This window comes from Leisingera sp. ANG-M6 (genome assembly GCF_000813905.1).
Lineage (GTDB): Bacteria > Pseudomonadota > Alphaproteobacteria > Rhodobacterales > Rhodobacteraceae > Leisingera.
In genome coordinates this window covers 18,129-42,733 of record NZ_JWLG01000001.1, presented here as the reverse complement: position 1 = coordinate 42,733, position 24,605 = coordinate 18,129, and the positions used below count along the sequence as shown (strand labels likewise).

General features: G+C 62.3%; 21 protein-coding genes. 13 read left to right on the top strand and 8 right to left on the bottom strand.

Features of this window, described 5'->3' with window-relative positions; genetic code table 11:
* Positions 1–275: 275 nt before the first annotated feature.
* Genes RA24_RS00185 through RA24_RS00170 form a run of 4 tightly spaced genes read right to left on the bottom strand, consistent with a single transcriptional unit; the run spans position 276 to position 4,489 of the window.
* Entirely contained in the window at positions 276–1,058 is a 783-nt protein-coding gene (locus RA24_RS00185) for an arginine deiminase family protein (protein WP_019294804.1), read from the bottom strand.
* A 4-nt stretch (positions 1,059–1,062) separates the two neighbouring features.
* Positions 1,063–2,667: a 5-guanidino-2-oxopentanoate decarboxylase gene (locus tag RA24_RS00180; protein WP_193747097.1), complete on the bottom strand. Its 1,605-nt coding sequence runs from the start codon at positions 2,665–2,667 to the stop codon at positions 1,063–1,065.
* On the bottom strand, positions 2,664–3,848 hold the full coding sequence (locus RA24_RS00175; RefSeq protein WP_039188924.1) for a pyridoxal phosphate-dependent aminotransferase: 1,185 nt from the start codon (positions 3,846–3,848) through the stop codon (positions 2,664–2,666). Before RA24_RS00175 ends, RA24_RS00180 begins: the two co-directional genes overlap by 4 nt.
* Positions 3,848–4,489: a TetR/AcrR family transcriptional regulator gene (locus RA24_RS00170; protein WP_039170537.1), complete on the bottom strand. Its 642-nt coding sequence runs from the start codon at positions 4,487–4,489 to the stop codon at positions 3,848–3,850. The genes RA24_RS00175 and RA24_RS00170 overlap by 1 nt, the downstream gene beginning before the upstream one ends.
* A gap of 97 nt (positions 4,490–4,586) precedes the next feature.
* On the opposite strand from RA24_RS00170, the gene RA24_RS00165 reads away from it, so the two are divergent.
* The 4 genes from RA24_RS00165 to RA24_RS00150 are packed head-to-tail and all read left to right on the top strand — an operon-like array spanning position 4,587 to position 7,702.
* A complete protein-coding gene (locus RA24_RS00165; protein WP_039188922.1) occupies positions 4,587–5,384 on the top strand; it encodes an ABC transporter ATP-binding protein in 798 nt (265 codons plus the stop codon).
* 39 nt (positions 5,385–5,423) lie between these two features.
* The gene (locus tag RA24_RS00160) at positions 5,424–6,188 is read left to right on the top strand and encodes a transporter substrate-binding domain-containing protein (protein WP_019294809.1); all 765 of its coding nucleotides are present in this window, start codon (positions 5,424–5,426) and stop codon (positions 6,186–6,188) included.
* Positions 6,189–6,197: 9 nt separating this feature from the next.
* Positions 6,198–6,944: an ABC transporter permease gene (locus RA24_RS00155; RefSeq protein WP_039188920.1), complete on the top strand. Its 747-nt coding sequence runs from the start codon at positions 6,198–6,200 to the stop codon at positions 6,942–6,944.
* Positions 6,941–7,702 (top strand): ABC transporter permease, encoded by a 762-nt coding sequence (locus RA24_RS00150; RefSeq protein WP_039148689.1) that lies wholly within the window; start codon positions 6,941–6,943, stop codon positions 7,700–7,702. The genes RA24_RS00155 and RA24_RS00150 overlap by 4 nt, the downstream gene beginning before the upstream one ends.
* 72 nt (positions 7,703–7,774) lie before the next feature.
* On the opposite strand, the gene RA24_RS22400 is transcribed toward RA24_RS00150, so the two are convergent.
* Positions 7,775–8,116, bottom strand: coding sequence for a hypothetical protein (locus tag RA24_RS22400; protein ID WP_156131911.1), 342 nt, complete (start codon positions 8,114–8,116; stop codon positions 7,775–7,777).
* A 179-nt stretch (positions 8,117–8,295) separates the two neighbouring features.
* On the opposite strand from RA24_RS22400, the gene RA24_RS00140 reads away from it, so the two are divergent.
* Genes RA24_RS00140 through RA24_RS00115 form a run of 6 tightly spaced genes read left to right on the top strand, consistent with a single transcriptional unit; the run spans position 8,296 to position 15,897 of the window.
* Positions 8,296–10,485, top strand: coding sequence for a NosR/NirI family protein (locus RA24_RS00140; protein WP_039188919.1), 2,190 nt, complete (start codon positions 8,296–8,298; stop codon positions 10,483–10,485).
* A gap of 11 nt (positions 10,486–10,496) precedes the next feature.
* Positions 10,497–12,404, top strand: coding sequence for a TAT-dependent nitrous-oxide reductase (gene nosZ / locus RA24_RS00135; protein WP_039188916.1), 1,908 nt, complete (start codon positions 10,497–10,499; stop codon positions 12,402–12,404).
* 2 nt (positions 12,405–12,406) lie between these two features.
* The gene (locus tag RA24_RS00130; RefSeq protein ID WP_039188915.1) at positions 12,407–13,675 is read left to right on the top strand and encodes a nitrous oxide reductase family maturation protein NosD; all 1,269 of its coding nucleotides are present in this window, start codon (positions 12,407–12,409) and stop codon (positions 13,673–13,675) included.
* Positions 13,668–14,564 carry an ABC transporter ATP-binding protein gene (locus RA24_RS00125; protein WP_039148644.1) on the top strand — a complete coding sequence of 299 codons (897 nt, stop codon included), beginning with the start codon at positions 13,668–13,670 and terminating at the stop codon, positions 14,562–14,564. Before RA24_RS00130 ends, RA24_RS00125 begins: the two co-directional genes overlap by 8 nt.
* Complete coding sequence (locus tag RA24_RS00120; protein ID WP_039188913.1) at positions 14,561–15,382, top strand: ABC transporter permease; 822 nt, start codon at positions 14,561–14,563, stop codon at positions 15,380–15,382. Before RA24_RS00125 ends, RA24_RS00120 begins: the two co-directional genes overlap by 4 nt.
* Entirely contained in the window at positions 15,379–15,897 is a 519-nt protein-coding gene (locus tag RA24_RS00115; RefSeq protein ID WP_039188911.1) for a nitrous oxide reductase accessory protein NosL, read from the top strand. Before RA24_RS00120 ends, RA24_RS00115 begins: the two co-directional genes overlap by 4 nt.
* Before the next feature lie 21 nt (positions 15,898–15,918).
* Here the strand turns inward: RA24_RS00115 and hisD are convergent, their stop codons facing one another.
* Together hisD and RA24_RS00105 are read right to left on the bottom strand one after the other, a co-directional pair.
* The gene (hisD, locus tag RA24_RS00110; RefSeq protein ID WP_039148692.1) at positions 15,919–17,196 is read right to left on the bottom strand and encodes a histidinol dehydrogenase; all 1,278 of its coding nucleotides are present in this window, start codon (positions 17,194–17,196) and stop codon (positions 15,919–15,921) included.
* Between the two features lie 144 nt (positions 17,197–17,340).
* Positions 17,341–18,312: a LysR family transcriptional regulator gene (locus RA24_RS00105; RefSeq protein ID WP_039148645.1), complete on the bottom strand. Its 972-nt coding sequence runs from the start codon at positions 18,310–18,312 to the stop codon at positions 17,341–17,343.
* Positions 18,313–18,518: 206 nt separating this feature from the next.
* On the opposite strand from RA24_RS00105, the gene RA24_RS00100 reads away from it, so the two are divergent.
* The 3 genes from RA24_RS00100 (at position 18,519) to RA24_RS00090 (ending at position 21,683) form a co-directional block, all read left to right on the top strand.
* A complete protein-coding gene (locus RA24_RS00100; RefSeq protein ID WP_019294821.1) occupies positions 18,519–19,514 on the top strand; it encodes a taurine ABC transporter substrate-binding protein in 996 nt (331 codons plus the stop codon).
* A gap of 100 nt (positions 19,515–19,614) precedes the next feature.
* On the top strand, positions 19,615–20,421 hold the full coding sequence (locus RA24_RS00095) for a taurine ABC transporter ATP-binding protein (protein ID WP_019294822.1): 807 nt from the start codon (positions 19,615–19,617) through the stop codon (positions 20,419–20,421).
* Positions 20,418–21,683 carry an ABC transporter permease gene (locus RA24_RS00090; RefSeq protein ID WP_039148648.1) on the top strand — a complete coding sequence of 422 codons (1,266 nt, stop codon included), beginning with the start codon at positions 20,418–20,420 and terminating at the stop codon, positions 21,681–21,683. Before RA24_RS00095 ends, RA24_RS00090 begins: the two co-directional genes overlap by 4 nt.
* A gap of 69 nt (positions 21,684–21,752) precedes the next feature.
* Here RA24_RS00090 and RA24_RS00085 read toward each other — a convergent pair whose 3' ends face one another.
* A complete protein-coding gene (locus RA24_RS00085; protein WP_039188909.1) occupies positions 21,753–24,188 on the bottom strand; it encodes a GcvT family protein in 2,436 nt (811 codons plus the stop codon).
* Positions 24,189–24,605: the final 417 nt, after the last annotated feature.

Here is a 24,605-nt window from a genome sequence, read left to right as displayed (position 1 = left end):
ACAATGCTCCGCCCTCATTCGTTCTTACACTGGCCTTGTTGTTAGCTTTTGGTGCGCGCGGTATTCCCGCGGCTCTTCTTGATGGTGCCTTCGGATCTCGTCTGCAAAGCAAGTCGATGGCGCCGGGCAATACAAGGCTTTCTAACGTCTGGTTCTGTCGCTTGGCGAGTGCGGCGCCGCTTCAGACTCCGGCTTGGCTGAAGGGCGAAGCCACCGCCAGCCTAGCCGGATGGAGCTCCACGCCGCCTCGGAGCGTTTGCGTGGCGCGGGCGGGATCAGAACCGCAGCGACAGGCAGGACATGCCGCCGTCCAGCTTGGCGCAGTCGGTGTTGTCGATCTCGACGATCTCATATCCGGCCTTGTCCAGAACTTCTGCCGTGCGCGGGAAGCCTGCGGCCATCAGCACCAGGTTGTTGAAACGGATGGCGTTGGCGGCGGCTTCCTCACCTTCGGCCACATGCAGCACCCGGTAGCCTTCGAAACAGCCGGAGGCGTCGAGGCGCTTGGTCGACAGAATGGTCTCGGCGTCCATCAGCGAGCAATCGGTCTTGAAGTGCAGAACGCCTTCTGGAGTGAACACCTCGCGCAAGGCATGGCCCCATTCGGCGGTGATTTCAGCAAGCTCGGCAACGCCTTCCGCGTCGGTCCGGTCGGACCGGCCGACCAGGATCTCCTTGCCGGTCACCAGAATGTCGCCGCCTTCGATGTGGCCGGGTCCAGTGATTTTGCGGACATCATCGTAGCAAGCGCGCAGGGTGGGGGCCATTTCCGACACCTCACCCAGCCGCGACGGCGCGCCGGGACGCATCAGGATCGCGCCCTGCGGCAAGCAGAGGGCGGTGTCCTCGACAAACTGGGCGTCGGGGAAGGCCTCCAGCGGGTCCAGTTCGATCACCTCGGCGCCGGTGCTGCGCAGAGCGGTGACATAGGCAGTGTGGGCGGCCAGCATGCTGTCGAGGCTTGGATTGCCGGTATCTTCGGCACGCAGGCCTGCAGCGATGGTAGAGGCGGGGCGGCGGGTGATGGCGCGGGTGAACTCAAAGGTTGGGTTTCGCATGAGGTTACTCCTGTCCCGGAACGGGTCCGGGGATGTCGATTTCGAGGATGGAGGGGGTGCCGCGTGCGGCGCATTCCTGAAGAGCAACGGCAACGGTCTGCGGGGTCATGGGAACACGGCTGAACGGAATCCCGAAAGACTGCGCTGTGGCTGCGAAATCCGGCGGGGTGGGGTCGCAGCCGACAACCGCAACGTCCACGGCTTTCATTGAGGAGGCGATCTCTCCATAGCCGCGATTGTTCCAGATCACGAAGGTAATGGGCAGGCCTTCATCCACCGCGGCCATGATCTCAGGCAGAGAGAACTGGGCGCCGCCGTCGCCGGCGATGCAGATCACATGCGCAGATGGATCGGCAATCGAGGCGCCGATGGCGGCGGGAATGCCATAGCCAAGCGCGCCATAGCCGGTGGCAGCATTGAACCAGCCACCTGGGCGGTCGTGGTCGTAGCAGAGGTTGCCGGCATAGATCGGTTGGGTGGAATCGCCCACCATCAGGGCATTGGGCACCGTGTCACGCATGGCGTTCAGCACTTCCACTTGCCGGCGGTAGTCCGGGCCGATCTCTTCCTGCGCGGCGGCGCGTGTGTGTTCGGCACGGGCCGCGCCTTCGCTGTGCTTTGCTGTGCCGGGCAGCGCATCAAGCAGCGCGGCGATGGCCACATCAGCTTTGCTCTGGATGGCAAGTTCAGCCTCGTGACGGGCCAGTTGCGCGGCGCAGATATCGACCCGGATCAGCCCGTCCATGGCGGCCATGCTGCCGGTGGCATACATGTCATAGTCGGTCGGCCCCAGCTCGGTTCCCAGCGCCAGCACGCAATCGGCGTCTTCGATCAGCTCCCGGACCGCTTGCAGGCTGGGGCTGGCCGGGACGGTCAGCGGGTGGCCGTGCATCAGCCCGCGGGCGTTGACGGTTTGCACCACAGGCGCGTCGAGGCGTTCGGCCAGGGCCTGCAAGTGTTGGTCTGCGGTTTTGGCGCCGCCGCCGGTCAGGATCACAACTTTGCCTGCTGCGCTCAGCCGTTTCGCGGCATCGGCGATCTTGGCCGGATCCGGCGCCGTCTGCGCTTCGGCGAGCTTGGAAATGCCGTTTAGCGACGTGGCACCTGCCACGTCCAGCGGCACCTGGATGTGCGTGGGCCCGGGGCGGCCAATTGCAAAGGGTGCGAAGGCGCGATCCAGGGCGGGCTCCAGCTCTTCGGGCCGGGCGACATGTTCTGAGGTCAGCGCCACGGTCTTGGCCAGTGCGTGCTGGTCGGGCAATTCGTGCAGGTGGCCGAGCCCCTTGCCCAGGGTTGCGCTGTCGTTGACGCCGGACACCACCAGCATGGGGATTGAATCTGCGCGGGCCTGGGCCATCGGAGTCAGCGTGTTAGTGAGGCCAGGGCCGGTGATCACAAAGGCCACCCCCGGCTGTCCGGACACCCGGGCATAGCCATCGGCCATGAAGCCCGCGCCCTGTTCGTGGCGGGGGGTGATATGGCGGATGCCGGAGACGCCCAGGCCGCGGTACAGCTCCACCGTGTGGACGCCTGGGATGCCGAACACGCAATTCACGCCGCGTGCTTTCAGCCCGTCAACCAGGGCTTCACCAACTGTTTTCACGGTCATGCGGCACCTCTTGCAAAGCGGTTTGCGTGGGCGGTGATCCGGTCGAGCGCGGTGGCAAAGCTTTCGTCATCAATCGTCAGGGCAACGCGGACCCAATCACGCAAGCTCTCGCCAAAGGCGGAGCCAGGCATGACAGCGACGCCGCCATCCAGAAGGCTCCAGGCATAGGCGTCGCCGTCCATGCCGGTAGCGGAGACGTCGATCAGCGCGAACATGCCGGCCTCGGGGTGGTGGACGCGCAGCCGGGTTTCGGCGTGCAGGCGTTGTTCCAGCAGTGCGGCGCGGGCAGCGAATCGGGCGGTCATGCCTGCGGCGACAGAGGAGCCTTCGCGCACTGCCTTTTCTGTCATGTCGGCGATGAAGGGCTGGTTGCCGAACAGCATGGTTTCCGAAACCGGCAGCAGGGCGGAGCAGAAGGCCTCTGGCCCGGCGCACCAGCCGCTGCGGAAACCCGGTGCAGCGTGGGACTTAGAGATCGAGGAGACTGCAATCACCCGCTCCGCCAGTGCCGGGTCGGAGAGGGGTGAGGCAAATTCAGCACCCTCGAACACCAAGTGCTCATAAACCTCGTCGGAGATGATCCAGAGGTCGTGTTTCATTGCCAGCTCGCCGATTTCGCGCAGGTCCTGCGGTGTCAGAATGGCCCCGGTCGGGTTGTGCGGCGTCGTCAGCAGGATGGCGCGGCTGCGGGGAGTGATGCGGGCAGCGATGTCGCTGGCCTGCATCCGGAACCCGGCCTCGGGCCGCAGCGGCACCGGCACCATGTCCGCACCGGATGCGCGGATCACACCCTCATAGGTGGCATACATAGGGTCGCCCACCAGCACTTCGGTGCCGGTCTCGGCCACGCCTTGCAGCACGGCATAAAGCGCGGTTTGGGTGCCGGGGAAGCAGAGGATGTTTTCCGGCCCGAATTCCCGCCCGCGGCTGTCGGAATAAGCCTCGGCCAAGGTGGCGCGCAGATGCGCCTCGCCGCGGCCGTCGGAATAGCCGGTGCGGCCTGCGTGCATCGACTGCGCGGCGGCCTCAACCAGTTCGGGCGGGGTTGGCACGTCCGGTTCGCCGATGGTCATTTCCACCAGGTTGGCACCTGTTGCAGCCAATTGCCGTGCCCGTGCGTGCACTTCCCATTTGCCGCCGCCAAGCCCGGCCAGCCGTTCGGTGATTGCTGTCAGCCTCATCAGGTTTCAGCCTCCTGCTCCAAATCCAATCCAGTGATGGCGGCAACCGATTGCCGTCCTATTTCAACAAGTTCGCCTTGCGCAAAGGCATCCGGCAGGGCGCCGCCCTCCAGCCACAGGCCGTCGATCACCGCGTTGCAGGCAATCGCGAGCTGGCGCAGCCGGGCCGCCGGGGCGGGGCGGCCGGCCTCTTCCAGTGCGGCGGCGATCAGGACCTCGAGCCGGTCACGGAAATAGGCGTAGGTGCGCTCGTGGGTTTCCTTCATCTGCGGGTCGTTCTGCACCTTGTTCAGGAAGCTGGCCCACAACGCCAGCGCGCGCGGATCAACCACCGGCGGCGTCAGCGAGCCATCGACAAAAGCCCTGAGCCGCGCCCGGGCGCTGCCTGCCGCCGCACCGGGGGCGAAGGTCAGGTCCGTCATCTGGTTCATATGGTGTTCATAGGCCGAGATGATCAGCTCTTCCTTGGAGCTGAAGTAATGCCGGATCAGACCCTGGGTGACGTCGGCGCGCTGGGCGATGCCCCGCACCGTGGCGCCGCGCACACCGTTCTCCGCCACCAGCTCCAGCGTGGCGAGAATCAGCGCTTCCTTCCGGGCTTCGGCGGATTCGCGTTTGAATTTGCGGCGCTCGTCGGTCACCTCAGCTCCTGTTTTTGTGCTGGCGGAGAAATTATACACTTGCATAATTACGCGAGTCGCGGCTTACTGCAATCGGAAAATTCGGGAAGACGCAAAGATGGACACAGCCACAGCAGCCGCATCCTCACCGGAGACAGACACGCGCCGGGAGGCAATCCGGGTCGAGGACCTGCACAAGTCGTTCGGAAATCTGGAAGTGCTGAAGGGCGTTGATCTGACCGCGCAACAGGGCGATGTGGTGGCCATCATCGGCGGCTCCGGCTCCGGCAAATCCACCATGCTGCGCTGCATCAATTTCCTGGAGACGCCAAGCTCCGGCAAGATCGTGATCGGCGGCGAGGAAGTGGCGATGCGCGGCGACGGCAGCCCGGCCAATCAGAAACAGATTGAACGTATCCGGACCAAGCTGGCGATGGTGTTCCAGCAGTTCAACCTGTGGACCCATCGGACGCTGCTGGAAAACGTGATCGAGGTGCCGGTGCATGTGCTGAAGCTGCCCAAGGCCGAGGCTATCGCGCGGGCGCACGAGCTGCTGAACCGGGTGGGGCTGGGCGGCAAGGAGGACACCTATCCTGCCTATCTGTCCGGCGGTCAGCAGCAGAGGGCGGCGATTGCCCGGGCGCTGGCGGTGGACCCGTCGGCGATGCTGTTTGACGAACCGACCTCGGCGCTGGACCCGGAACTGGTGGGCGAGGTGCTGACGGTGATCCGCGACCTGGCCGCCGAGGGGCGTACCATGCTGCTGGTCACCCATGAAATGAAATTCGCGCGCGAAGTCGCAAACCACGTTGTCTATCTGTACCAGGGCCGCATTGAAGAGCAGGGGCCGCCTGCCGAGGTCTTTGGCAATCCGCAATCAGAGCGGCTGAAGCAATTCCTAAGCTCGGTCGCCTGATCCTCTACCACCAAAATAATAACCAACTGGGAGACTAAGATGAAACTGAAAGCATTGCTTGCTGCTGCAACCGCAGCTGCCGCGCTGACTACTGGTGCCGCCGCTGCGGAACAGGTTAAGATCGGCATCGCCGCGGAACCCTACCCGCCGTTTGCCTCGCTCGACAGCTCGGGCAACTGGGTCGGCTGGGAGGTCGAGGTGATCGGTGCGGTCTGTGCCGCGGCGGAACTGGACTGCGTGATCACGCCGGTGGCCTGGGACGGAATCATCCCGTCGCTGACCGGCCAGCAGATCGACGCCATCATGGCCTCCATGTCGATTACCGAGGAGCGGATGAAAACCATTGATTTCTCCGACCCTTATTACAACACCCCTGCGGTGATCGTGGCAGACAAGTCGATGGAGATCGATGCAACCCCGGAATCGCTGGCGGGCAAGATTGTTGGCATTCAGGCCTCGACCATCCACCAAGCCTATGCGCAGGAATACTTCAAGGATGCTGAGCTGAAGGTTTACCAGACACAGGATGAAGCCAACCAGGATCTGTTTGCGGGCCGCATCGACGCGACCCAGGCGGACAGCATCGCGATGGCGGATTTCGTTGGCTCGGACACCGGCAGCTGCTGCGAGATCAAGGGCGCGGTTGCGGATGACCCGGCGATCCTGGGCCGCGGTGTCGGTGCGGGCGTGCGCAAGGGTGACGACGAACTGCGCGAGGCGCTGAACAAGGGCATCGCGGCGATCCTGGCCGACGGCACCCACGAGAAGATCACCGCCAAATACTTCACCACCAGCATCTACTAAGGTGCTGCCGTGACCGGACTGTTCGAACTACTGGGCCTCGGCGCCAGCGCAGAGCTGCTGTCGCTGTCGGGCTGGGGAGGCAACCTGTTGCGCGGGCTTGCCAACTCCCTGCAGATCGCCTTTGGCGCTTTTGGGCTGGGGCTGGTGATCGGGCTGTTCGGGGCCTATGGCAAACTCTACGGCGGGAAGGTCACGCGTGATCTTCTCGCCATCTACACCACGGTGATCCGGGCGGTGCCGGAACTGGTGCTGATCCTGATCCTCTATTACGTGGGCAGCGATATCATCAACAAGATCTCTGAAGGTCTGGGTGGCGGCCGGGTTGAGATCAACGGCGTTGCGGCCGGGATCTGGGTCTTGGGCGTGGTGCAGGGGGCCTATGCCACTGAGGTTCTGCGCGGCGCCATCAAGGCGGTGCCGGTGGGCCAGATCGAGGCGGCGAAATCCTATGGCATGCCCGCCTTCATGATCATGTGGCGGGTGACGATCCCGGCGATGATGAGTTTTGCGGTTCCGGGGCTGGCAAACCTTTGGCTGATTGCCACCAAGGACACCGCGCTGCTGGCAGTTGTTGGCTTCAATGAGCTGACGCTGGAAACCCGGCAGGCGGCGAGCAGCACGCGGGCCTATTTCACCTTCTTCCTGGCCGCCGGGTTCCTGTACCTGATGGTGACGCTGTGCTCCGGCGCGGTCTTTGCCCGGGTTGAGAAATGGGCGCGGCGCGGCCAGCCCTCGCTGAAGGGGGGCGCGCGATGACCGGTTTGAAGGATCTGATGCAGCCGCACCGTATCGTGATGATGCTGGTCTTTGCGGCGCTGGTGATCTGGTGCGCCTTTGCGCTGCGCTGGGACTGGATCCCGAAATACGCGCCGCTGGCGCTGGAGGGGCTTTGGGCCACGATCTGGATCCTCGCGGTCTCTACTTTCCTGGGCTTCATGCTGGCGGTGCCGCTGGGGTTGGCGCAGGCGGTGGGACCCTGGTACCTGTCGATCCCTGCGCGCACCTTTTGCACCATCATCCGCGGCACGCCGCTGCTCTTGCAGATCTGGCTCTTGTATTACGGGCTAGGCTCGCTGTTCCCGCAGTTTCCCTGGATCCGCTCCTCTGAGCTGTGGCCCTACCTGCGGCAGGCCTGGCCTTATGCGGTGCTGGCACTGACCCTGTCCTATGCAGGCTATGAAGGCGAGGTGATGCGCGGCGCGTTTTCCGGCGTCGCCAAGGGGCAGCTGGAGGCTGCGAAGTCCTTTGGCATGCCGCGCTTCACCATGTTCCGCCGGATCTGGCTGCCGCAGGCAATCCGAAATGTGCTGCCGACTTTGGGCGGGGAAACCATCTTGCAGCTGAAGGCGACGCCGCTGGTGGCGACAATCACGGTGATGGAAATCTATGCGGTATCCTCGCGCGTGCGAGCCGATACTTTTATCGTCTATGAGCCGTTGTTGCTGCTGGCGCTGGTTTACATGGCCATCGCCGGGGTGATCGCATTCGCTTTCCGCCGGTTTGAGAAAGGCTGAAAAGACGGGTGTTTAGCGCGTTTTCCGGACCGGATGATTTTGGTCCGGAAATTCTGATTTATCTGACATACATCAAATAACGGCACTAAAGTTCCCTCTAGTGTCAGCGGCGAATGCAGCAAGAGATTCTTGTAACAGATGCCGCGTACCGTCTTCATACCCTCCGTTTGCTGCGCCGGACTGTTCCGGCGGCTGGCGGGTGTGTGCGCCATCTTCATGCTGGTTCTTCAAACCGCCTTTCCCGGCGCAGCTCAGGCTGCTGTCGGCGGTGAGTGGATCGAGATCTGCGGCGAGTTCGGTGTGGTTGAGATTCAGGTCGCTGCCGGAGACCGCGAAGACAACAAGTATTGCCCTAAGTGCAGCACTTGTGCCCTCTGCGCTGCTGAAACCGGGGCCGGGCCGGTATTCCTTCATGCATTCGGTGCCAGCCGGGTGGCAGGCCGCATAGTTTTGCTGCCTACGGGCGCTGCAGTGCCGCCGAACCCGGCGCAGCACTGGCATGATGGCCGCGGGCCTCCGCTGGTGAAAAAGATAGAATCCGAACGCGCCTTCCGCGCGTCCGTGGCTGCCACTCAAAACAAAGGAGAGGCGCCATGGTCCTGACACGCGCCTTCCGGGGCTGGCTGACAGCCCTTGTGATGACACTCACCGCTGTATGTGCGGTGACCGCTGAGGCAGACAGCCTCGACTCCTTCCTGACAGAACTGACACCCGCTGATCTGGTGCCCGGCGCCGAGGCATTTGGCCCGGTGCGCAGTGATGTGCCGGTAGCGCCGGTTTTGAAGGCGGGCGAGACGGTTGCCTATGCCTTCCTGACCTCAGATTTCGTGGGCACCACCGGCTATAGCGGCAAGCCGATCCACGTGGTGGCCGCGATTGATAACGATGCGGTGCTGACCGGCGTGAAGCTGGTCAAACACTCCGAGCCGATTGTGCTGATCGGCATTCCTAATTCCAAGATGGTCAAGCTGACCGAAGGCTATGCCGGGCTGGATCTAAAGGCCGAGGCGGCGGCGGGCGGTGATGCCCATGACCTCGACATCATCTCCGGCGCGACGGTCACGATCATGGTGATCGACGACAGCCTGGTGCGGGCAGGTATTAAAGTGGCCCGCGCGCTGGGGCTGGGCGGCCTGTCACCGGTGCAGGCCGACGGGCCGAAGCGCGAGGTTGATATGGCCCGCGAAGAAGTTTCGGACTGGACCACACTGGCAGGCGACGGCTCTGTTCGGCGGATGACGCTGGACGTGGGTCAGATCAACGCGGCCTTTGAGGCCACTGGCGATCAGCGCGCGATCAAGCGGCCGGAGCCGGGTGCCCCGGACGACACTTTCATCGACATGCATATGGCGCTGGTTTCCGTTCCCTCCGTCGGCAAGTCGCTGCTGGGCGAGGCGGAGTACCGGAACCTGCAATCCTGGCTGAAGGAAGGCGAGCACGCCATTCTGGTGCTGGGCCGCGGCAGCTACAGCTTCAAAGGCTCGGGCTATGTGCGCGGGGGTATCTTCGACCGTATCCAGCTGATCCAGGGCGATGCCTCGGTGCGGTTCTTTGACAAGCAGCACAAGCGGCTGGGGGAACTGGCAACTGGCGACAGCCCCAGCTTTGCAGAGCTGGACCTGTTCAAGATCCCGGCAGATGCGGAGTTTGACCCGGCTGAACCCTTCCGCCTGCAATTGCTGGTGCAGCGGTCCGTGGGCGCGCTGGAGCGGACGTTCCTGACGTTTGATCTGGGCTACAAGCTGCCGGAACAATATCTGCTGCCTGCCGCGCCTGCGCCCAAAGTGGTGGAAGACGACACCGGTGAGGCGGCTGCGAAGGCCGCGCTTTGGCAGCGGATCTGGAAGGACCGGACGCTGGAAATCAGTGTGCTGGGTGTGATGCTGCTGGTGCTGACGGGGGTGTTTTTCTTCCAGTTCCAGGCCACTGTGAATGCGCGCACCTTCTACTGGTTCCGGATTGTATACCTGACTGTCACCCTGGTGTTCCTGGGCTGGTATGCCAATGCGCAGCTGAGCGTGGTGAACCTGATGGCGCTGGCTGGCTCCTTGCGCAGCGGCTTTTCCTGGGATGCCTTCCTTCTGGACCCGCTGGTCTTCATCCAGTGGTTTGCGGTGGCCGCTGCACTGCTGTTCTGGGGCCGCGGTGCATATTGCGGCTGGCTGTGCCCGTTCGGCGCGCTGCAGGAGCTGACCAACAAGATCGCCCGCGCCTTCAAGGTGCCGCAGATCACTCTGCCGTGGGGCCTGCATGAGCGCCTGTGGCCTGCGAAATACATGATCTTCCTCGGTCTGTTCGGCCTTTCGATGGTATCGATCCCGCTGGCCGAAACCTATGCCGAGGTGGAGCCGTTCAAAACCGCGATCATTCTGAAATTCGTGCGCGACTGGCCGTTTGTTGTCTTTGCCTTGCTGCTGCTGCTGGCCGGGCTGTTCATCGAGCGTTTCTACTGCCGCTACCTGTGCCCGCTGGGCGCGGCGCTGGCGATCCCGGCGCGGGTGCGGATGTTCGACTGGCTGCGCCGCTACAAGGAATGCGGCAGCCCCTGCCAGACCTGTGCCAACGAGTGCCCCGTTCAGGCCATCCACCCGACCGGTGAGATCAATCCGAACGAATGTGTGAACTGCCTGCATTGCCAGGTTCTGTACCAATCCGAAGCCAAATGCCCGGTTGTGATCAAACAGCTGAAACGCCGGGCCAAGACCGGCAGCCCGGGTCCGGACGTCACTCTGGGCCGGCCGCCTGCCAATCACCCCAACGCGAACAGGACAAAAGTTTCCTGAAGGAGGACATCATGTCTGAAGACCTGAAAAACAAACTGCCCGTCACCCGCCGCGGCCTTCTGGGGGCCACTGCCTCTGGTGCCGTTCTGGCGGCCACCGGTGCCGGCTCTGCGCTGCTGGGCGCAAAGCCTGCGCAGGCTGCCGGTTTCGGCCTGGAGCCGGGCGAGCTGGATGAATACTACGGCTTCTGGTCTTCCGGCCAGACCGGCGAGCTGCGCATCATGGGTGTGCCGTCCATGCGCGAGCTGATGAGGGTGCCGGTGTTCAACCGTTGCTCCGCCACCGGCTGGGGCCAGACCAATGAATCGCTGAAGATCCTGACCGAAGGCCTGCTGCCGGAGACCAAGGAATTCCTGGCCGCCAACGGCAAGGTCACCTATGACAACGGCGACCTGCATCACCCGCATATGTCGTTCACCGACGGCACCTATGACGGCCGCTACCTGTTCATGAACGACAAGGCCAACACCCGCGTCGCCCGCGTGCGCTGCGACGTGATGAAGTGCGACAAGATCATTGAAATTCCGAACGCCAAGGATATCCATGGCCTGCGTCCGCAGAAATTCCCGCGCACCGGCTATGTCTTTGCCAACGGCGAGCACGAGGCGCCGCTGATCAACGACGGCCAGATCCTGGATGATCCCTCGCAATATGTGAACATCTTCTCTGCCATCGACGGCGACACCATGGAAGTCGCCTGGCAGGTGATCGTCTCGGGCAACCTGGACAACACCGATTGCGATTATCAGGGCAAATACGCCTTCTCGACCTCTTACAACTCGGAAATGGGCATGAACCTGGCCGAGATGACCGAGAGCGAGCTGGACCACGTTGTTGTCTTCAACATCAAGGCGATTGAAGAGGCAATTGCGGCAGGCGACTATCAGGAGCTGAACGGGGCCAAAGTCGTGGACGGGCGCAAGGAGTCCGGCAAGAACTTCACCCGCTACATTCCGATCCCGAACTCGCCGCACGGTGTGAACGCTGCACCCGACAAAAAGCACATCATGATCAACGGCAAGCTGTCGCCGACGGTTTCGGTCATTGATGTTGAGAAGGTCGATGCGCTGTTCAGCGACAACGCCGATCCGCGCTCTGCCATTGTGGCGGAACCGCAGCTGGGCCTTGGCCCGCTTCACACCGCCTTCGACAACCGCGGCTATGCCTACACCACCCTGTTCCTGGACAGCCAGGTGGTGAAATGGGACATCGCCAAGGCGATCGAGGCCTATGCCGGCGCCGATGTGGACCCGATTATGGACAAGGTTGATGTGCAGTACCAGCCGGGCCACAACTCGACTTCCATGGGTGAAACCGCCGAGGCAGACGGCAAGTGGCTGATCTCGATGAACAAGTTCTCCAAGGACCGGTTCCTGAACGTCGGCCCCCTGAAGCCCGAGAACGAGCAGCTGATCGACATCTCCGGCGACAAGATGAAGGTAGTGCACGATGGCCCGACCTTTGCCGAGCCGCATGACTCGATCCTTGTTCACCGTTCCAAGGTAAACCCGGCGAGCACCTGGCAGCGCAACGACCCAATGTGGGAAGACGCGCGCAAGCAGGCAGAGGCGGATGGCGTCGATCTGGACGACTATCAGGACACCATCATCCGCGACGGTGACAAGGTGCGGGTCTACATGTCGAGCCAGGCGCCGAACTTCAGCCTGGAGAAGTTCACGGTGAAGCAAGGCGACGAGGTCACTGTCTATGTCACCAACCTGGACGACATCGACGACCTGACCCACGGCTTCTGCCTGTCGAACTTCGGCATCGCTATGGAAGTCGGGCCGCTGGCAACTGCCTCTGTCACCTTCAAGGCGGAGCGTCCGGGCGTGCACTGGTACTACTGCCAGTGGTTCTGCCACGCGCTGCACATGGAAATGCGCGGCCGGATGCTGGTCGAGCCGCGGAGCGCGTAACCATGAAACGGCTCCTGCCCATATCCCTGGTTGCGGCCCTTGCCGGCCTGGCGCCCGCGTGGGCGGCGGATTGGGATGTGCCCAATCGGGCAGGGGCCATCGCTGAAACACTGGCGCAGGCGGCGGATGGCGACACCCTCCGCCTCGCCCCCGGCGAATACGCCGAAACCCTGGTGCTGGACCGGCCTGTCATTCTGGACGGGCAGGGCCAGGCCACATTGGACGGGCAGGGCACAGGATCGGTGATCACCGTGACCGGGCCAGGCGTGACCGTTCAGAACCTGACCGTTGTTGGCTCCGGCTCCTCGCATCAGGAGATCGACAGCGGCATCAAGCTTACCAAGACCGCACAGGCGCCGCAGATCCTCAACAATGTGCTGCTGGGCAACCTATACGGCGTGGATATTCATGGCGCCACAGACAGTCTGGTGCAGGGCAACTGGATCGAGGGACGCCTGGACCGGCACATGAACGCCCGCGGCAACGGGGTCTATGTGTGGAACGCGCCGGGTGCTGTGGTAGACGGCAACGATATCCGCTTCGGCCGCGACGGGATCTTTGTGAACAGTTCCAAGAAGAATGCGTTTACGAATAACCTGTTCCGCGACCTGCGTTTCGCGGTGCATTACATGTACGCCGATAATTCCGAGGTTTCGGGCAATGTCTCGATCGGCAATCACCTGGGTTATGCGGTGATGTTCTCGAAACGGGTCAAGGTGACCGGGAATGTCTCGCTGAATGACCGCGATCACGGGGTGATGCTGAACTATGCCAACCAGGGCGAGGTGCGCGGCAACTATGTGAAAGGCGCCAAGGACAAATGCACCTTCCTCTACAACGCGCACAAGAATGATTTCTCCGGCAACTGGTTCGAGGGCTGCGGCATCGGCATCCACTTCACCGCGGGCAGCGACGGCAACCGGATGGTTGGCAACGCCTTTGTCGGCAATCGGCATCAGGTGAAATTTGTCTCCACCAAATGGGTGGAGTGGAGCGAGGCCGGCCAGGGCAACTACTGGTCCGACTTCGCGGGTTTCGACCTGGACGGGGATGGCATCGCCGATGCGCCCTACCGTCCGAATGACAGCATGGACCATGTGCTGTGGACACAGCCGGCGGCGAAACTGCTGATGGGATCGCCCGCGGTGCAGCTGGTGCGCTGGTCGCAGTCGGCGTTCCCGGCGCTGCTGCCCGGCGGGGTGATCGACAGCCACCCGCTGATGCGGCCAGAGCGGCCTGGGGCCGCCAGAAAGGTTGAACAGGATGGATAACTCTCCGCTGCAAATCCGCGCGCTGGACAAGTTCCGAGGCAAGACACAAGTGCTGCATGGCATCGACCTGGACATCGCGCCGGGCGAACGGCTGGCGCTGTTAGGCCACAACGGCGCGGGCAAGTCGACGATGATCAAGGCGGTGCTGGGCCTGATCCGGCATGAGGGCGGAAGCATCCGCATTTGCGGTGCGGCGCCCGGCAGCGCCGCGGCGCGGGCGGCCACTGCCTTTCTGCCAGAGGCGGTTAGTTTCCACCCGGCTCTGACCGGGCATGAACAGCTGGCGCTGTTTGCCCGCCTTGCCGGTGAACGCGCTGACATCGAGGGCCTCTTGGAACGGGTCGGGCTGGGCGAGGCAATGCACCGCCGCATCGGCGCCTATTCCAAGGGGATGCGGCAGCGGCTGGGGCTGGCGCAGGTGCTGCTGGGCCGCCCGAAATTGGCGCTGCTGGACGAACCCACCAGCGGGCTGGACCCGATCTCGCGCCAGGACCTTTATGCCATCATCAACGAGCTGGCCGAACAGGGCGCGGCGGTGCTGATCGCCTCCCACGCGCTGACTGAGGTGGAGGCGCGCACCGACCGTATCGCCATTCTGCGCAAGGGTGTGAAAGTGGCGGATGACACGCTGGCGGGCCTGTCGGCCCAGGCCGGGCTGCCGGTCAAGCTGCGGGTGCAGGCCAGCGGCGCGCACGCCGACCGGATCGCAACAGAGACCGGCGGGCGGCGGATCAACGGCGCCTCGGTCGAGGTCCTGTGTTCACCGCAGGACAAAATGGCCGAGCTGCGCAAGATCGCAGCCATGGGCGATGCGGTGGCCGATATCGACATGGTGCCGCCGCGGCTCGAAGACCTCTATCGCCATTACTCCGGGGAGGACCGCAAATGAGACGTGCCTTTGCCATTGCCCGCGCCGAGATGCTGATTCTGCGCCGCAACCGCTGGCTTTTCATGGCGACGCTGATCATGCTGGCCTTTGCGCTGGCGTTGTCCTTTGCCGGATCGGCGCCGACGGGAACGCTGGGGGTGGATATGCTGACCGTTTCGGTCGCCTCGATGACCACGCTGTCGGTCTACCTGGCGCCGCTCCTGGCTCTGATGATGGGATTTGACACGGTGGCGGGCGACCGGGACCGGGGCAGTCTTGCCCTGCTCCTGGCCTATCCTGCGGGCCGTGCGGAGATCCTGCTGGGCAAGCTGATGGCGCATCTGGCCGCCTTGTCTGTTGCCATGTGCATCGGCTTTGGCGCGGCAGGGGCCGTGGCCGCCTGGTTCGGCGGTGCAGGCACAGAGAGCTTTATGGCGCTGGGGCGGCTGGTGCTGACATCAATCCTGCTGGGTGCGGTGTTCTTGGTGCTGGGCTATGCGCTGTCGGCGCTCAGCAGCAGTGCAACAGCTGCCGCGGGTCTGTCTGCGGGCGTGTGGCTGGTGTTTGTGGTGCTTTATGACCTGGGACTGCTAGGGGCCGTGGTGATGGACAGCGGCGGGGTCTTTACCCAGAAGATTTTCCCCTGGGTGATGGTTGCCAACCCGGCGGATGCGTTCCGGCTGTGGAATGTCGCAGCCTCCGAAAGCGTGGCCCTGTCCAGCGGCATGGCTGGGGCTGCCAGTGTGCTGCCCGGCTGGGCCGCACCGCTGTCGCTGCTGCTGTGGCCCGCGCTGGGCTTTACGCTGGCCTGTGCCGCCTTCCGGAGGGTGGAGCCATGAAACGCCTGATCCTTGCGGCTGCCTTGGTCCTGTCCGCATGCCAGGAGGAGGAGGCCAAGACGCCGCCTGCGCCGGTGGAACTGACCGAAGCGGCGCTCAGCTACTTCTGCCAGATGAATGTGGCTGAACACGGCGGACCCAAGGGGCAGATCCATCTGGACGGTTTCCCTACACCGCTGTTCTTTGCCCAGGTGCGCGATCTGGCGGCCTATGTGAAAAGCCCGGAACGTGATGCGGAGATCACCGCGATATATGTGAGCGACATGGGCGTAGCACGAAGCTGGGAGCATCCCGGCACTGAAAACTGGATTGATGCCAAGGGTGCGCATTTCGTGGTCGGATCCAACGCCGCTGGCGGCATGGGCGCGCCGGAGGTTGTGCCCTTTTCCTCGCCGGAAGAAGCTGCGCGGTTTGCCAAGCGGTATGGGGGCACTGTTGCCGGGTTTGACAGCATCCCGGACGAGGCGGTGCTTGGACCGGTTGATCTGGACCAGCAGCTGGAGACGCCGTCCTGAGAACGGCGCCTCCCTAGGGTTTTAAACCGTCTCGGGCATCAGCCGCATTTCGGCGGCGATGGCGTGGCCTTCCATTCCTTCCATCCGGCTGATCCGCGCGGTGCGCTGGGCCAGTTCATGCGAGGCGGCGGCGTTGCAGCGCTGCCAGGTCACGGTCTTGGTGAACTTGTGCACTGACAGCCCGCCGGTATAGCGCGCCGCGCCGCTGGTCGGCAGCACGTGGTTGGGGCCTGAGCTCTTGTCGCCGAAGGATACCGTGGTTTCCTTGCCCAGGAACAGCGAGCCATAGGCGGAGAGGCGGTCGAGCCACCAATCTAGGTCTTCGGCCTGCACCTGCAGATGTTCGGGTGCATAGCGGTCGGCCACTTGGGCGGCCTCCTCGCGGGTTTCGCACAGAACGACCTCTGCGCGTTCGTGCCAGGCGCGGTGGGCGGCGGAAAGGTTGGGTTCAGGCAGCCTGTCGATCAGGCCCTGTACTCGGGCCATGACCCCAGTTGCCAGAAGTTCGCTGGTGGTGATCAGCCAAACCGGGCTGTCGGCGCCGTGTTCGCACTGGCTGACAAGATCCCAGGCGACGGTCTCTGCATCGGCGGTGTGGTCGGCAATCACCAGCGAGTCGGTTGGACCTGCAAACATGTCGATGCCAACCTCTCCGAACAGCATCCGTTTGGCCTCTGCCACATAGGAGTTGCCGGGGCCGACCAGAATGTCGGCAGGCTGGGCGCCAAACAGGCCCTGGGCCATGGAGGCAATGCCCTGCACCCCGCCGAGGTTCAGGATCAGGTCTGCGCCGCATAGGTCCATGGCATAGACGATAGCATCGGGGATGCCGCTGCCGGGGCGCGGCGGCGACACCGCTGTGATGTGGGACACGCCTGCCACCTTGGCGGTGGTGATGGTCATCAGCGCGCTGGCGATATGGCTGTAGCGGCCGCCCGGCACGTAACAGCCGGCACTGGATACCGGGATCTGCTTCTGGCCTGCGATCAGGCCGGGGATCACCTCCACCTCGCATTCACCCATCGTGGATTTCTGCGCCTCGGCGAAGCGGCGGATGTTGGCATGGGCAAACTGGATGTCGTCCTTGGTTTGCTGCGATACCCGGTTGCAAGCGGCACGGCGCTGGGCGTCTGTGACCACGATCGGACCGGTCCAGCCATCCAGCTTTTCCGCATAGCGGCGCACGGCCTCCTCGCCCTCGCGCTGGATATTGGCCAGCATCACTGCAACGGTATCGCGGATGTCGCTGCTTTCGGTGGCAGGACGTGCCTGGGCCTTTTTCAAATAAGTGATTGCCATGTCATGTTCCTCGAAGGGCCGCAGAATGCGCGGGGAGCGCACGGCGCGGATTGCGCCTAAGACAGCTGCTGACAGGCTTCATGGTCAACCCGTGGCCGGCGGGTTTCGAAAAACACGGATGTTTGTTTCGAATAGCAATAGCGGTCAGCCGGCGCCCGACGGCAGGGTCCGGAACTCTTCGCCCAGCCAGGGAAAGCGCTGGGTGATCGGATCGGTGAAATGCAGGCGCAGTGACTTTTGCAGGGCTTCATGAATGAGCTGGGAAGTGGCCGCGGGGTAGACGCTGGTTGTAAACAGCGACACCGTGCGGGCAAAACTTTTACCAGGAAAGCGCACGACCTTGACCTTGTCGTGGAAGCGCTGGGCGCGATGGTAGCTGGCGGCGGTGGTGACGGTCCAGCCGCTGTCTTCGGAAACCAGACCTATGATGGATTGGTTGCATTCCAGTTCAAAGCGGTTGGGCAGAGCGATCTTGAGCCGGGTCAGCTGGGTTTCGATCTGCTTGCCAATTGTGTGGTCGCGGGAATAGCGCAAGAAGGGCAGCGGCGCGTCAGCCTTGGTCAGATCCTCGACGCTGCCGGAATAGCCTGCCGGGACAACCAGAATGAACGGGTCGCGCATCAGCGGGTATTCGATCAGATCAGGGAGCAGCCCGGACGGGCGGGTGGCAACGCCTGCATCCAGTTTCTGCGCCTGCAGTTTTTCGATGATCTCATGGCTGGGGCGGGTGTAGTGCCGGAAGCTGCACCGGGGCAGCGCGGTGGAGAGGAACTGGAACAGCTCCGGGCCGACTTCATTGTCGAAGTCATCCAATAGGGCCATGCGCAGATCGGTTGCGTGCTGCCAGCTGCCGGAGCGTATTTCTGCTTCGCCCCGCCTCAGCGTCATCAGCCCGTCGTAGACATAGCGGGCAAAGACCACGCCTGCGGGTGTCAGACCCATCGGACGGCGTGTGTGATCCACCAGATCAACGCCAAGCGCGCTTTCCAGGCTGCGCAGATGATTGGACACGGTGCTGATCGAGAGCCCGGTTTCTGCTGCCACTTTTTGTATAGACCCGGACTTCGAAATCAGCTGAAAAACTTCCAGCCAGCGCAGGCTCAGCGTTTTTTGCATATGCGGCCCTCCTTAGGGTTTGCATATGCTATCCTCAGAAATGCGCCAACACATCCGAAAAAATCGAAACTGAGTTTTACTTTCCGTGCATGAGTAATTTTATTCTACAGCGAATTCTCTTCCCGGATAAGGTTTGCCGTGCAAAAATCAGAGCCTTAAGGCCCGCATAGAACGGGTCAGGCGTGACAACTGGGAGAACCAAAAACATGATCAAAAAGTATCTGCTTTCAACAGCCTGCGCAGCCGCAGCCGCGATTTCAGCAACACAGGCCTCAGCTCTGGATGAGATTACCGTGGCCTATTTCCTGGAATGGCCGATGCCCTTCCAGTTTGCCAAGGCCAACGGCACCTACGAAGAAGAGATGGGTGTAAAGATCAACTGGGTCTCATTTGACACCGGCACCGCAATGTCTGCGGCGATGGCCTCAGGCGATGTGCAGATTGCCGTCAGCCAGGGCGTTCCGCCGTTTGTAGTTGCGACTTCGGCCGGTCAAGACATCCAGACGGTGGATGTGGCGGTCAGCTACTCTGACAACGACAACTGCGTAGTGGCTGAAGCGCTGGAGATCGACAAGACCAACGCGGGCGAACTGAACGGCAAGAAGGTTGGCGTACCGATCGGCACCGCCGCGCACTACGGATTCCTGTCGCAGATGGCGCACTTCGGTGTTGATATTGGCTCGATGGAGATCGTCGACATGGCGCCTGCCGATGGCGCAGCGGCATTTGCCCAGGGTAACCTGGACATGGTTTGCGGCTGGGGCGGCGCGCTGCGGCGGATGGTGGAGCATGGTAATGTTCTGCTGACCGGCGCCGAGAAAGAAGAACTGGGCATTCTGGTATTTGACGTGACCAGCGCGCCGGCAGGTTTCATTGCGGATGAGGGTGCGCTTCTGAGCAAGTTCCTGAAAGTGACCGCAGATGCCAATGCAATGTGGAATGCGGGCGACAGCAAGGATGAGATGCTGCCGGTGATTGCCAAGGACGCAGGTATGGACCTGGCCGATGCCGAGGCCACCATCGCAACCTTCAGCTTCCCCTCGGCTGAGGATCAGCTATCCGAGAAGTGGCTGGGCGGCGGCGCGCAGAACTTCATGAAGGGTGTGGCGGATGTGTTCGTGAATGCGGGCAGCATCGAAGCGGCGCTGGATTCCTATGACGGTGCCGTGGACAGCGGACCTCTGGAAGCCGCTCTGAACTGAGCCGTCATGTTTTGACTAAGGCGGACGGCCCGGATCCCGGGCCGCCCGCATCCGCATTTGCAGACCGGCTGCAAACTGGCGCTAACAGGAAGGGGAAGCGATGTCGGGACTGGACATCAAGAGTGTCTCCATGCGTTTCGATCTGCCCAATGGCAGCTCGGTTCAGGCGCTGAAAGACGTTTCATTGAATTTGCAGGCGGGAGAACTGCTGTCGGTGCTGGGACCGTCGGGCTGCGGCAAGACCACGCTGCTGAACATTCTGGCCGGGTTCCTGGCCCCCACCGAAGGCGAGGTGGAGCTGAACGGCCATGTGGTGACTGGTCCTGACGCTGAACGCGGCATGGTGTTTCAGAAAGGTGCGCTGTTCGAATGGATGAATGTGCGCGACAATGTCGAATTCGGCCCCCGGATGAAAGGGATGGGCAAGGCGGAGCGGGAGAAGATCTCCGACCACCTGCTGGAAATCGTCGGGCTGCAGGACTTCAAGGAAAAGGCGGTTTATGAACTGTCGGGCGGCATGCAGCAGCGTGTGGCGCTGGCACGCTGCCTGGCCAATGAGCCGGATGTGATCCTGATGGACGAACCTCTGGGTGCGCTCGACGCGCTGACGCGTGAGAAGATGCAGGGTCTGGTGCTGAAGCTGTGGAAGGAGACCGGAAAGACCATCATCCTGATCACCCACTCGGTAGAGGAGGCGCTGCTGCTGGGCGAGCGGCTGATCGTGATGGCGCCGCGGCCCGGCCGGATTCACCGCGAGTACCAACTACCCTTTGCTGAGCGCGGAGTGAATGCGGACCTGCGCGACGTCAAGAAATCCGAAGGCTTTGCCGAGACCCGGGATGAGATCCTCTCGATGATCTGGGAGATGGAAGAGGAGATCATGGGCCGGACGGAGCAAGTGGCATGAGCGTACTTCTGTTTTACATCGCGCTGTTTGCCGGTGCCTTTTTCCTGGTGCAGGTTATCCGCAAAGGAATGCAGTCGCGGCAGGACTTCACCAGCCTCAAGACCGTGACCTTCGGCGATGAAAGCGCGGTCACGCCGGACCGTGCGGCGTCGATCATATCGGTTCTGGTGATTTTCGTAATCTGGGCGGCGTTTACCGGCTCCAAGCTGTTCCCGATTCACGTTCCTGGGCCATTCACCGGCGAAACTGTATTCACGTATACCTTGGAAAACGCGGATGGTGCCACGGATGACGCAGATGTCACCGTGCGGGTCTTCGGATTTGGCGAGGACGTCGAGAAGTTCGAAGTCGAGGGCGGCAGCGGCTTTGCCGCGAATGATGCGCTGGCGGCCCAGGCAGGGCGTTCAACCACGCTGCTGTTTGACAAGAATGACGAGGCCAAACGCCGGGACGGCGCAAAGATCGTGGCGATCAATGGAGAGCCGATTGCGATTGGCGGCGCGGTCGACACAGGAGACGGCACCGTGACGCTGACCGGAAAGGGCGCAATCAGCTTTACCCCGGACAGCGGCATGCAGATGAACCCGATCTGGCTGCCGGCCCCGGAAACCGTGGTGTCGAGATTCTTTGAGATTGCCAGTGAGGGCTATCAGAACTTTTCGCTGTGGCAGCACCTGGGCTGGTCGCTCTTGCGGGTTGTGGCGGGCTTTGTGACCGGCGCCATAGTCGGTATCCCGCTAGGCTATGCCATGGGGCTATCCGGCTGGTTCCGCGGCTGGTTCGATCCGATTGTCGAGTTCATGCGGCCGGTGCCGCCTTTGGCGCTGATCCCGCTGGTCATCATCTGGTTTGGCATCTGGGAGACCGGCAAGATCGTTCTGCTGTTCCTGGCGGCGCTCTGGATCATGACCATTGCGGCGCGTGCCGGGGTTTCGGGCGTGAACATCTCCAAAATCCATGCGGCCTATTCGCTGGGCGCTTCAAAGTGGCAGATCATGCGCCATGTCATCGTGCCGAACTCGCTGCCCGAAATCTTCACCGGCGCGCGGGTTGCAATGGGGGTTTGCTGGGGCACGGTTGTGGCGGCTGAGCTGGTTGCAGCGCAGAAAGGCGCCGGCATGATGATCATTGCGGCTTCCAAGTTCCAGCTCACGGATATCGTGATTATGGGCATCGTACTGATCGGTATTATCGGCTACGGCATTGATATCCTGATGCGCAAGGCAGAGAACTGGCTGGTGCCGTGGAAAGGCCGAAGCTGACCTGAAAACTGCAGCGCAAAATAACAACGCCCGGGGACGGTCCCGGGCGTTTTGCTGTTCAGCACAGGATCAGCTGCGAATGCGTTCAAATCCTGGATCATATGGGGAGGGAGCGATAACCGTAGCGGCAACCAGATCCCCGCACAGATCAAGCTGCATGGCGCTGCCGGTCGCGGCAAGTTCCGGATCCACAAAGGCATAGGCCAGATTCATCCCCACCCTGTGGCCCCAGTCGCCGGAGGTCACAGTGCCCACAACTTTATTCCCTTGAACCAGCGACGCGCCGCCATGCGCCGGAGCATGGCTGGCCTCCACCTTCAGAGTGACCAGCCTCTTGCGTGCACCCTTTGCCTGGCGTTTCCGCAGGGCTTTCCTGCCAATAAAATCACTTTTCTCCAGCTTCACGAAACGGTCCAGCCCCGTCTCAAAGGGATCGAACTCCGTGATCAGGTCGGCCTTCCAGTGCAGAAAGCCCTTCTCCATTCGCATCGACTCGACCGCACGGGCGCCGAAAAGTTTGAGCCCGTGCGCCTCTCCAGCTTTGCGCAAGGCCAGATAGGCAGCATAGAGCGAGGCATTGGGAACGTGGATTTCATAGGCAAGCTCACCGGAGAAACTGACGCCCATCACCTTGGCCGGGGCAATTCCGATGAAGCATTCCCGTACCGACAGCCAGGGGAAGGCTTCAGCCGACCAGCTGCCCCGGGCGCAGTCCGAAAGCACATCCCGCGCCCGGGGGCCGGCCAGAACCAGGATCGTCTGGTCATTGGTCAAGGACCGGATGCGCACGTCTTCCCCCGGCTGGACATTCTGGCTGAGCCAATCCATGTCGTGGAACTCGCTGGCGGCTGCAGAGCCGTACCAGACTCGCTCCGGCCCCCGGTCAGAAGCGGGCAAGTTGGCGATCGTGGCTTCGCTTTTGATCATGCCGTGGTGGTTCAGCAGATAGCCGAGGCCAACCCGTCCTGAATGTTTGTTGACGGTGCCGCAGAACATGCGATCAAGGAAGCTGTGGCGGTCGGCGCCGGTGAGCTCGAACCGGTTGAAGCCGCTAACCTCACAGAGGCCCACGTTTTCCTGCACGTTTTTTACTTCGGCGGCAACTACGTTGAAGGCCTCATCGAAGCTGAAGGTGAGTGAAGGGTGAAAGTCTGGCGCGGGCTTGATGTAGCCCACCCGCTCCCAGCCGTTCACCACGGTGAATTCAGCGCCCTCCGCGGCCATCACAGGCGTGAGCGGCGTGGTCTTGGCCGGACGGCCTGCCGGGCGGTGCTCATGCGGGAAGTGGAAACGGAATTCGTTCTGATAGTCCTCAATAGCCTTCAGAGCGGTCAGCTCCACGTTGGCATGGCCCGTGAAGCGACGCGGGTCGATGCACCAGGTATCGTAGCAGGCCTCGCCATGCACGATCATCTGCGCCAGAAGCCAGCCGTGGCCGCCCCCTTCACCCAGTCCTGCGCGCAAACCGATGGCGCAGAAAGCGTTGCGCTTGCCCGGGATTGGGCCGATCAGCGGCGCGCCGTCGATGGTATAGGTGATCGGGCCGTTCACGATGGATCGGATGCCGGTTTCGCGCAACGCAGGCATCCGCTCGAACGCGCCCTCCAGCACATCCATCACCCGCTCCAGATCATCTGGGCAGAGCGCGTTGACAAAGTTCGGGTCGATCCCGTCCATGCCCCAGGTCTTGCAATCCTGCTCGTAGAAGCCGATCAGCAGGCCGTTCTTTTCCTGGCGGCAGTAATAGTCGGAGATCGGGCAGCGGATCAGCGGCATCCGGTGGCCTGCCTCCACGATTCCGGGGATGTCTTCGGTCAGGAAATACTGGTGTTCCATCGACGCGACGGGGTGGTGCACCCCCATCATCGCGCCGACCTCATTCACCCGGTAGCCGCAGGCGTTTACGACGATGTCGCAGTCGATGCCCCCGTGTTCCGTGTGCACGGTCCAGGTGTCGTCCTTGTGCTGGGTAAGTGCGGTCACAGGCGTGTTGCGGTAGACCTCAGCGCCTGCCTTGCGGGCGTGATAGGCCAGCGCCTGGCATAGCTGCGCCGGGTCAATGTCGCCGTCCATCGGATCCCACAACCCGCCGGCCAGGTTAACGGTTGAAATCAGCGGGTGGCGACGGGCGCATTCCTCGGCATCAATCACCTCGAAGTGCACATCCATGCCGCGGGCCATCGAGGTAAAGTGGCGATAGCCACACATTTGTTCGGCAGTGTTGGCAAGGCGGATGCCGCCGTCGCCATGGTGGTAATTGATCGGGTACTCTGGGTCATCCGCCAGTTTCTTGTAGAGCGCGATGGAGTGGCTTTTCAGGCCAACCATCGTTTGGTTCATGCCGAAATTCGTTACCTGGGCTGCCGAGTGCCAGGTTGTGCCGCTGGTCAATTCGTTGCGTTCGACCAAAACGACATCGCTCCAGCCCTCCTGGGTAAGGTGGTAGAGGGTGGAGCAGCCAGCGATGCCGCCGCCGATCACCACAACTTTGGTGCGCGATTTCATGAAGTGGGCCTCCCAACAGTATCGTATCGACTAGGCCGCAGGACGGCAGCGGCGGCAAGGAAACGTTCCGGAATTCGCAGAAAAACGAATGCGGAATTGAGCGAAATTGAAAGGTACCGCAGGGCCACTGCCTGCGAGGCATTCCGTTAACGCCCAGCTGTGTCACGATGTTTTTACCTGCCGGAGTGATACAGCTTTCTGCTGGCCTAAGACGCAGGAGCGTTGACGGCCCGCCCCGCGGCGCGCAGAGTGCTACTACAGAGATAGTTTCTCATCGCGGTTTTGTCGCGGGTGTTCTCAAATCGTGCCAAAACTGGCACCATGTTGCGCAAATTGATGGGTGATCTGGTCTTATCGTTTTTGAAAACTGTCACTGTTGGAGGCGGGCAAGCCTTCGCAAGGTTTCACTGTTGAAAC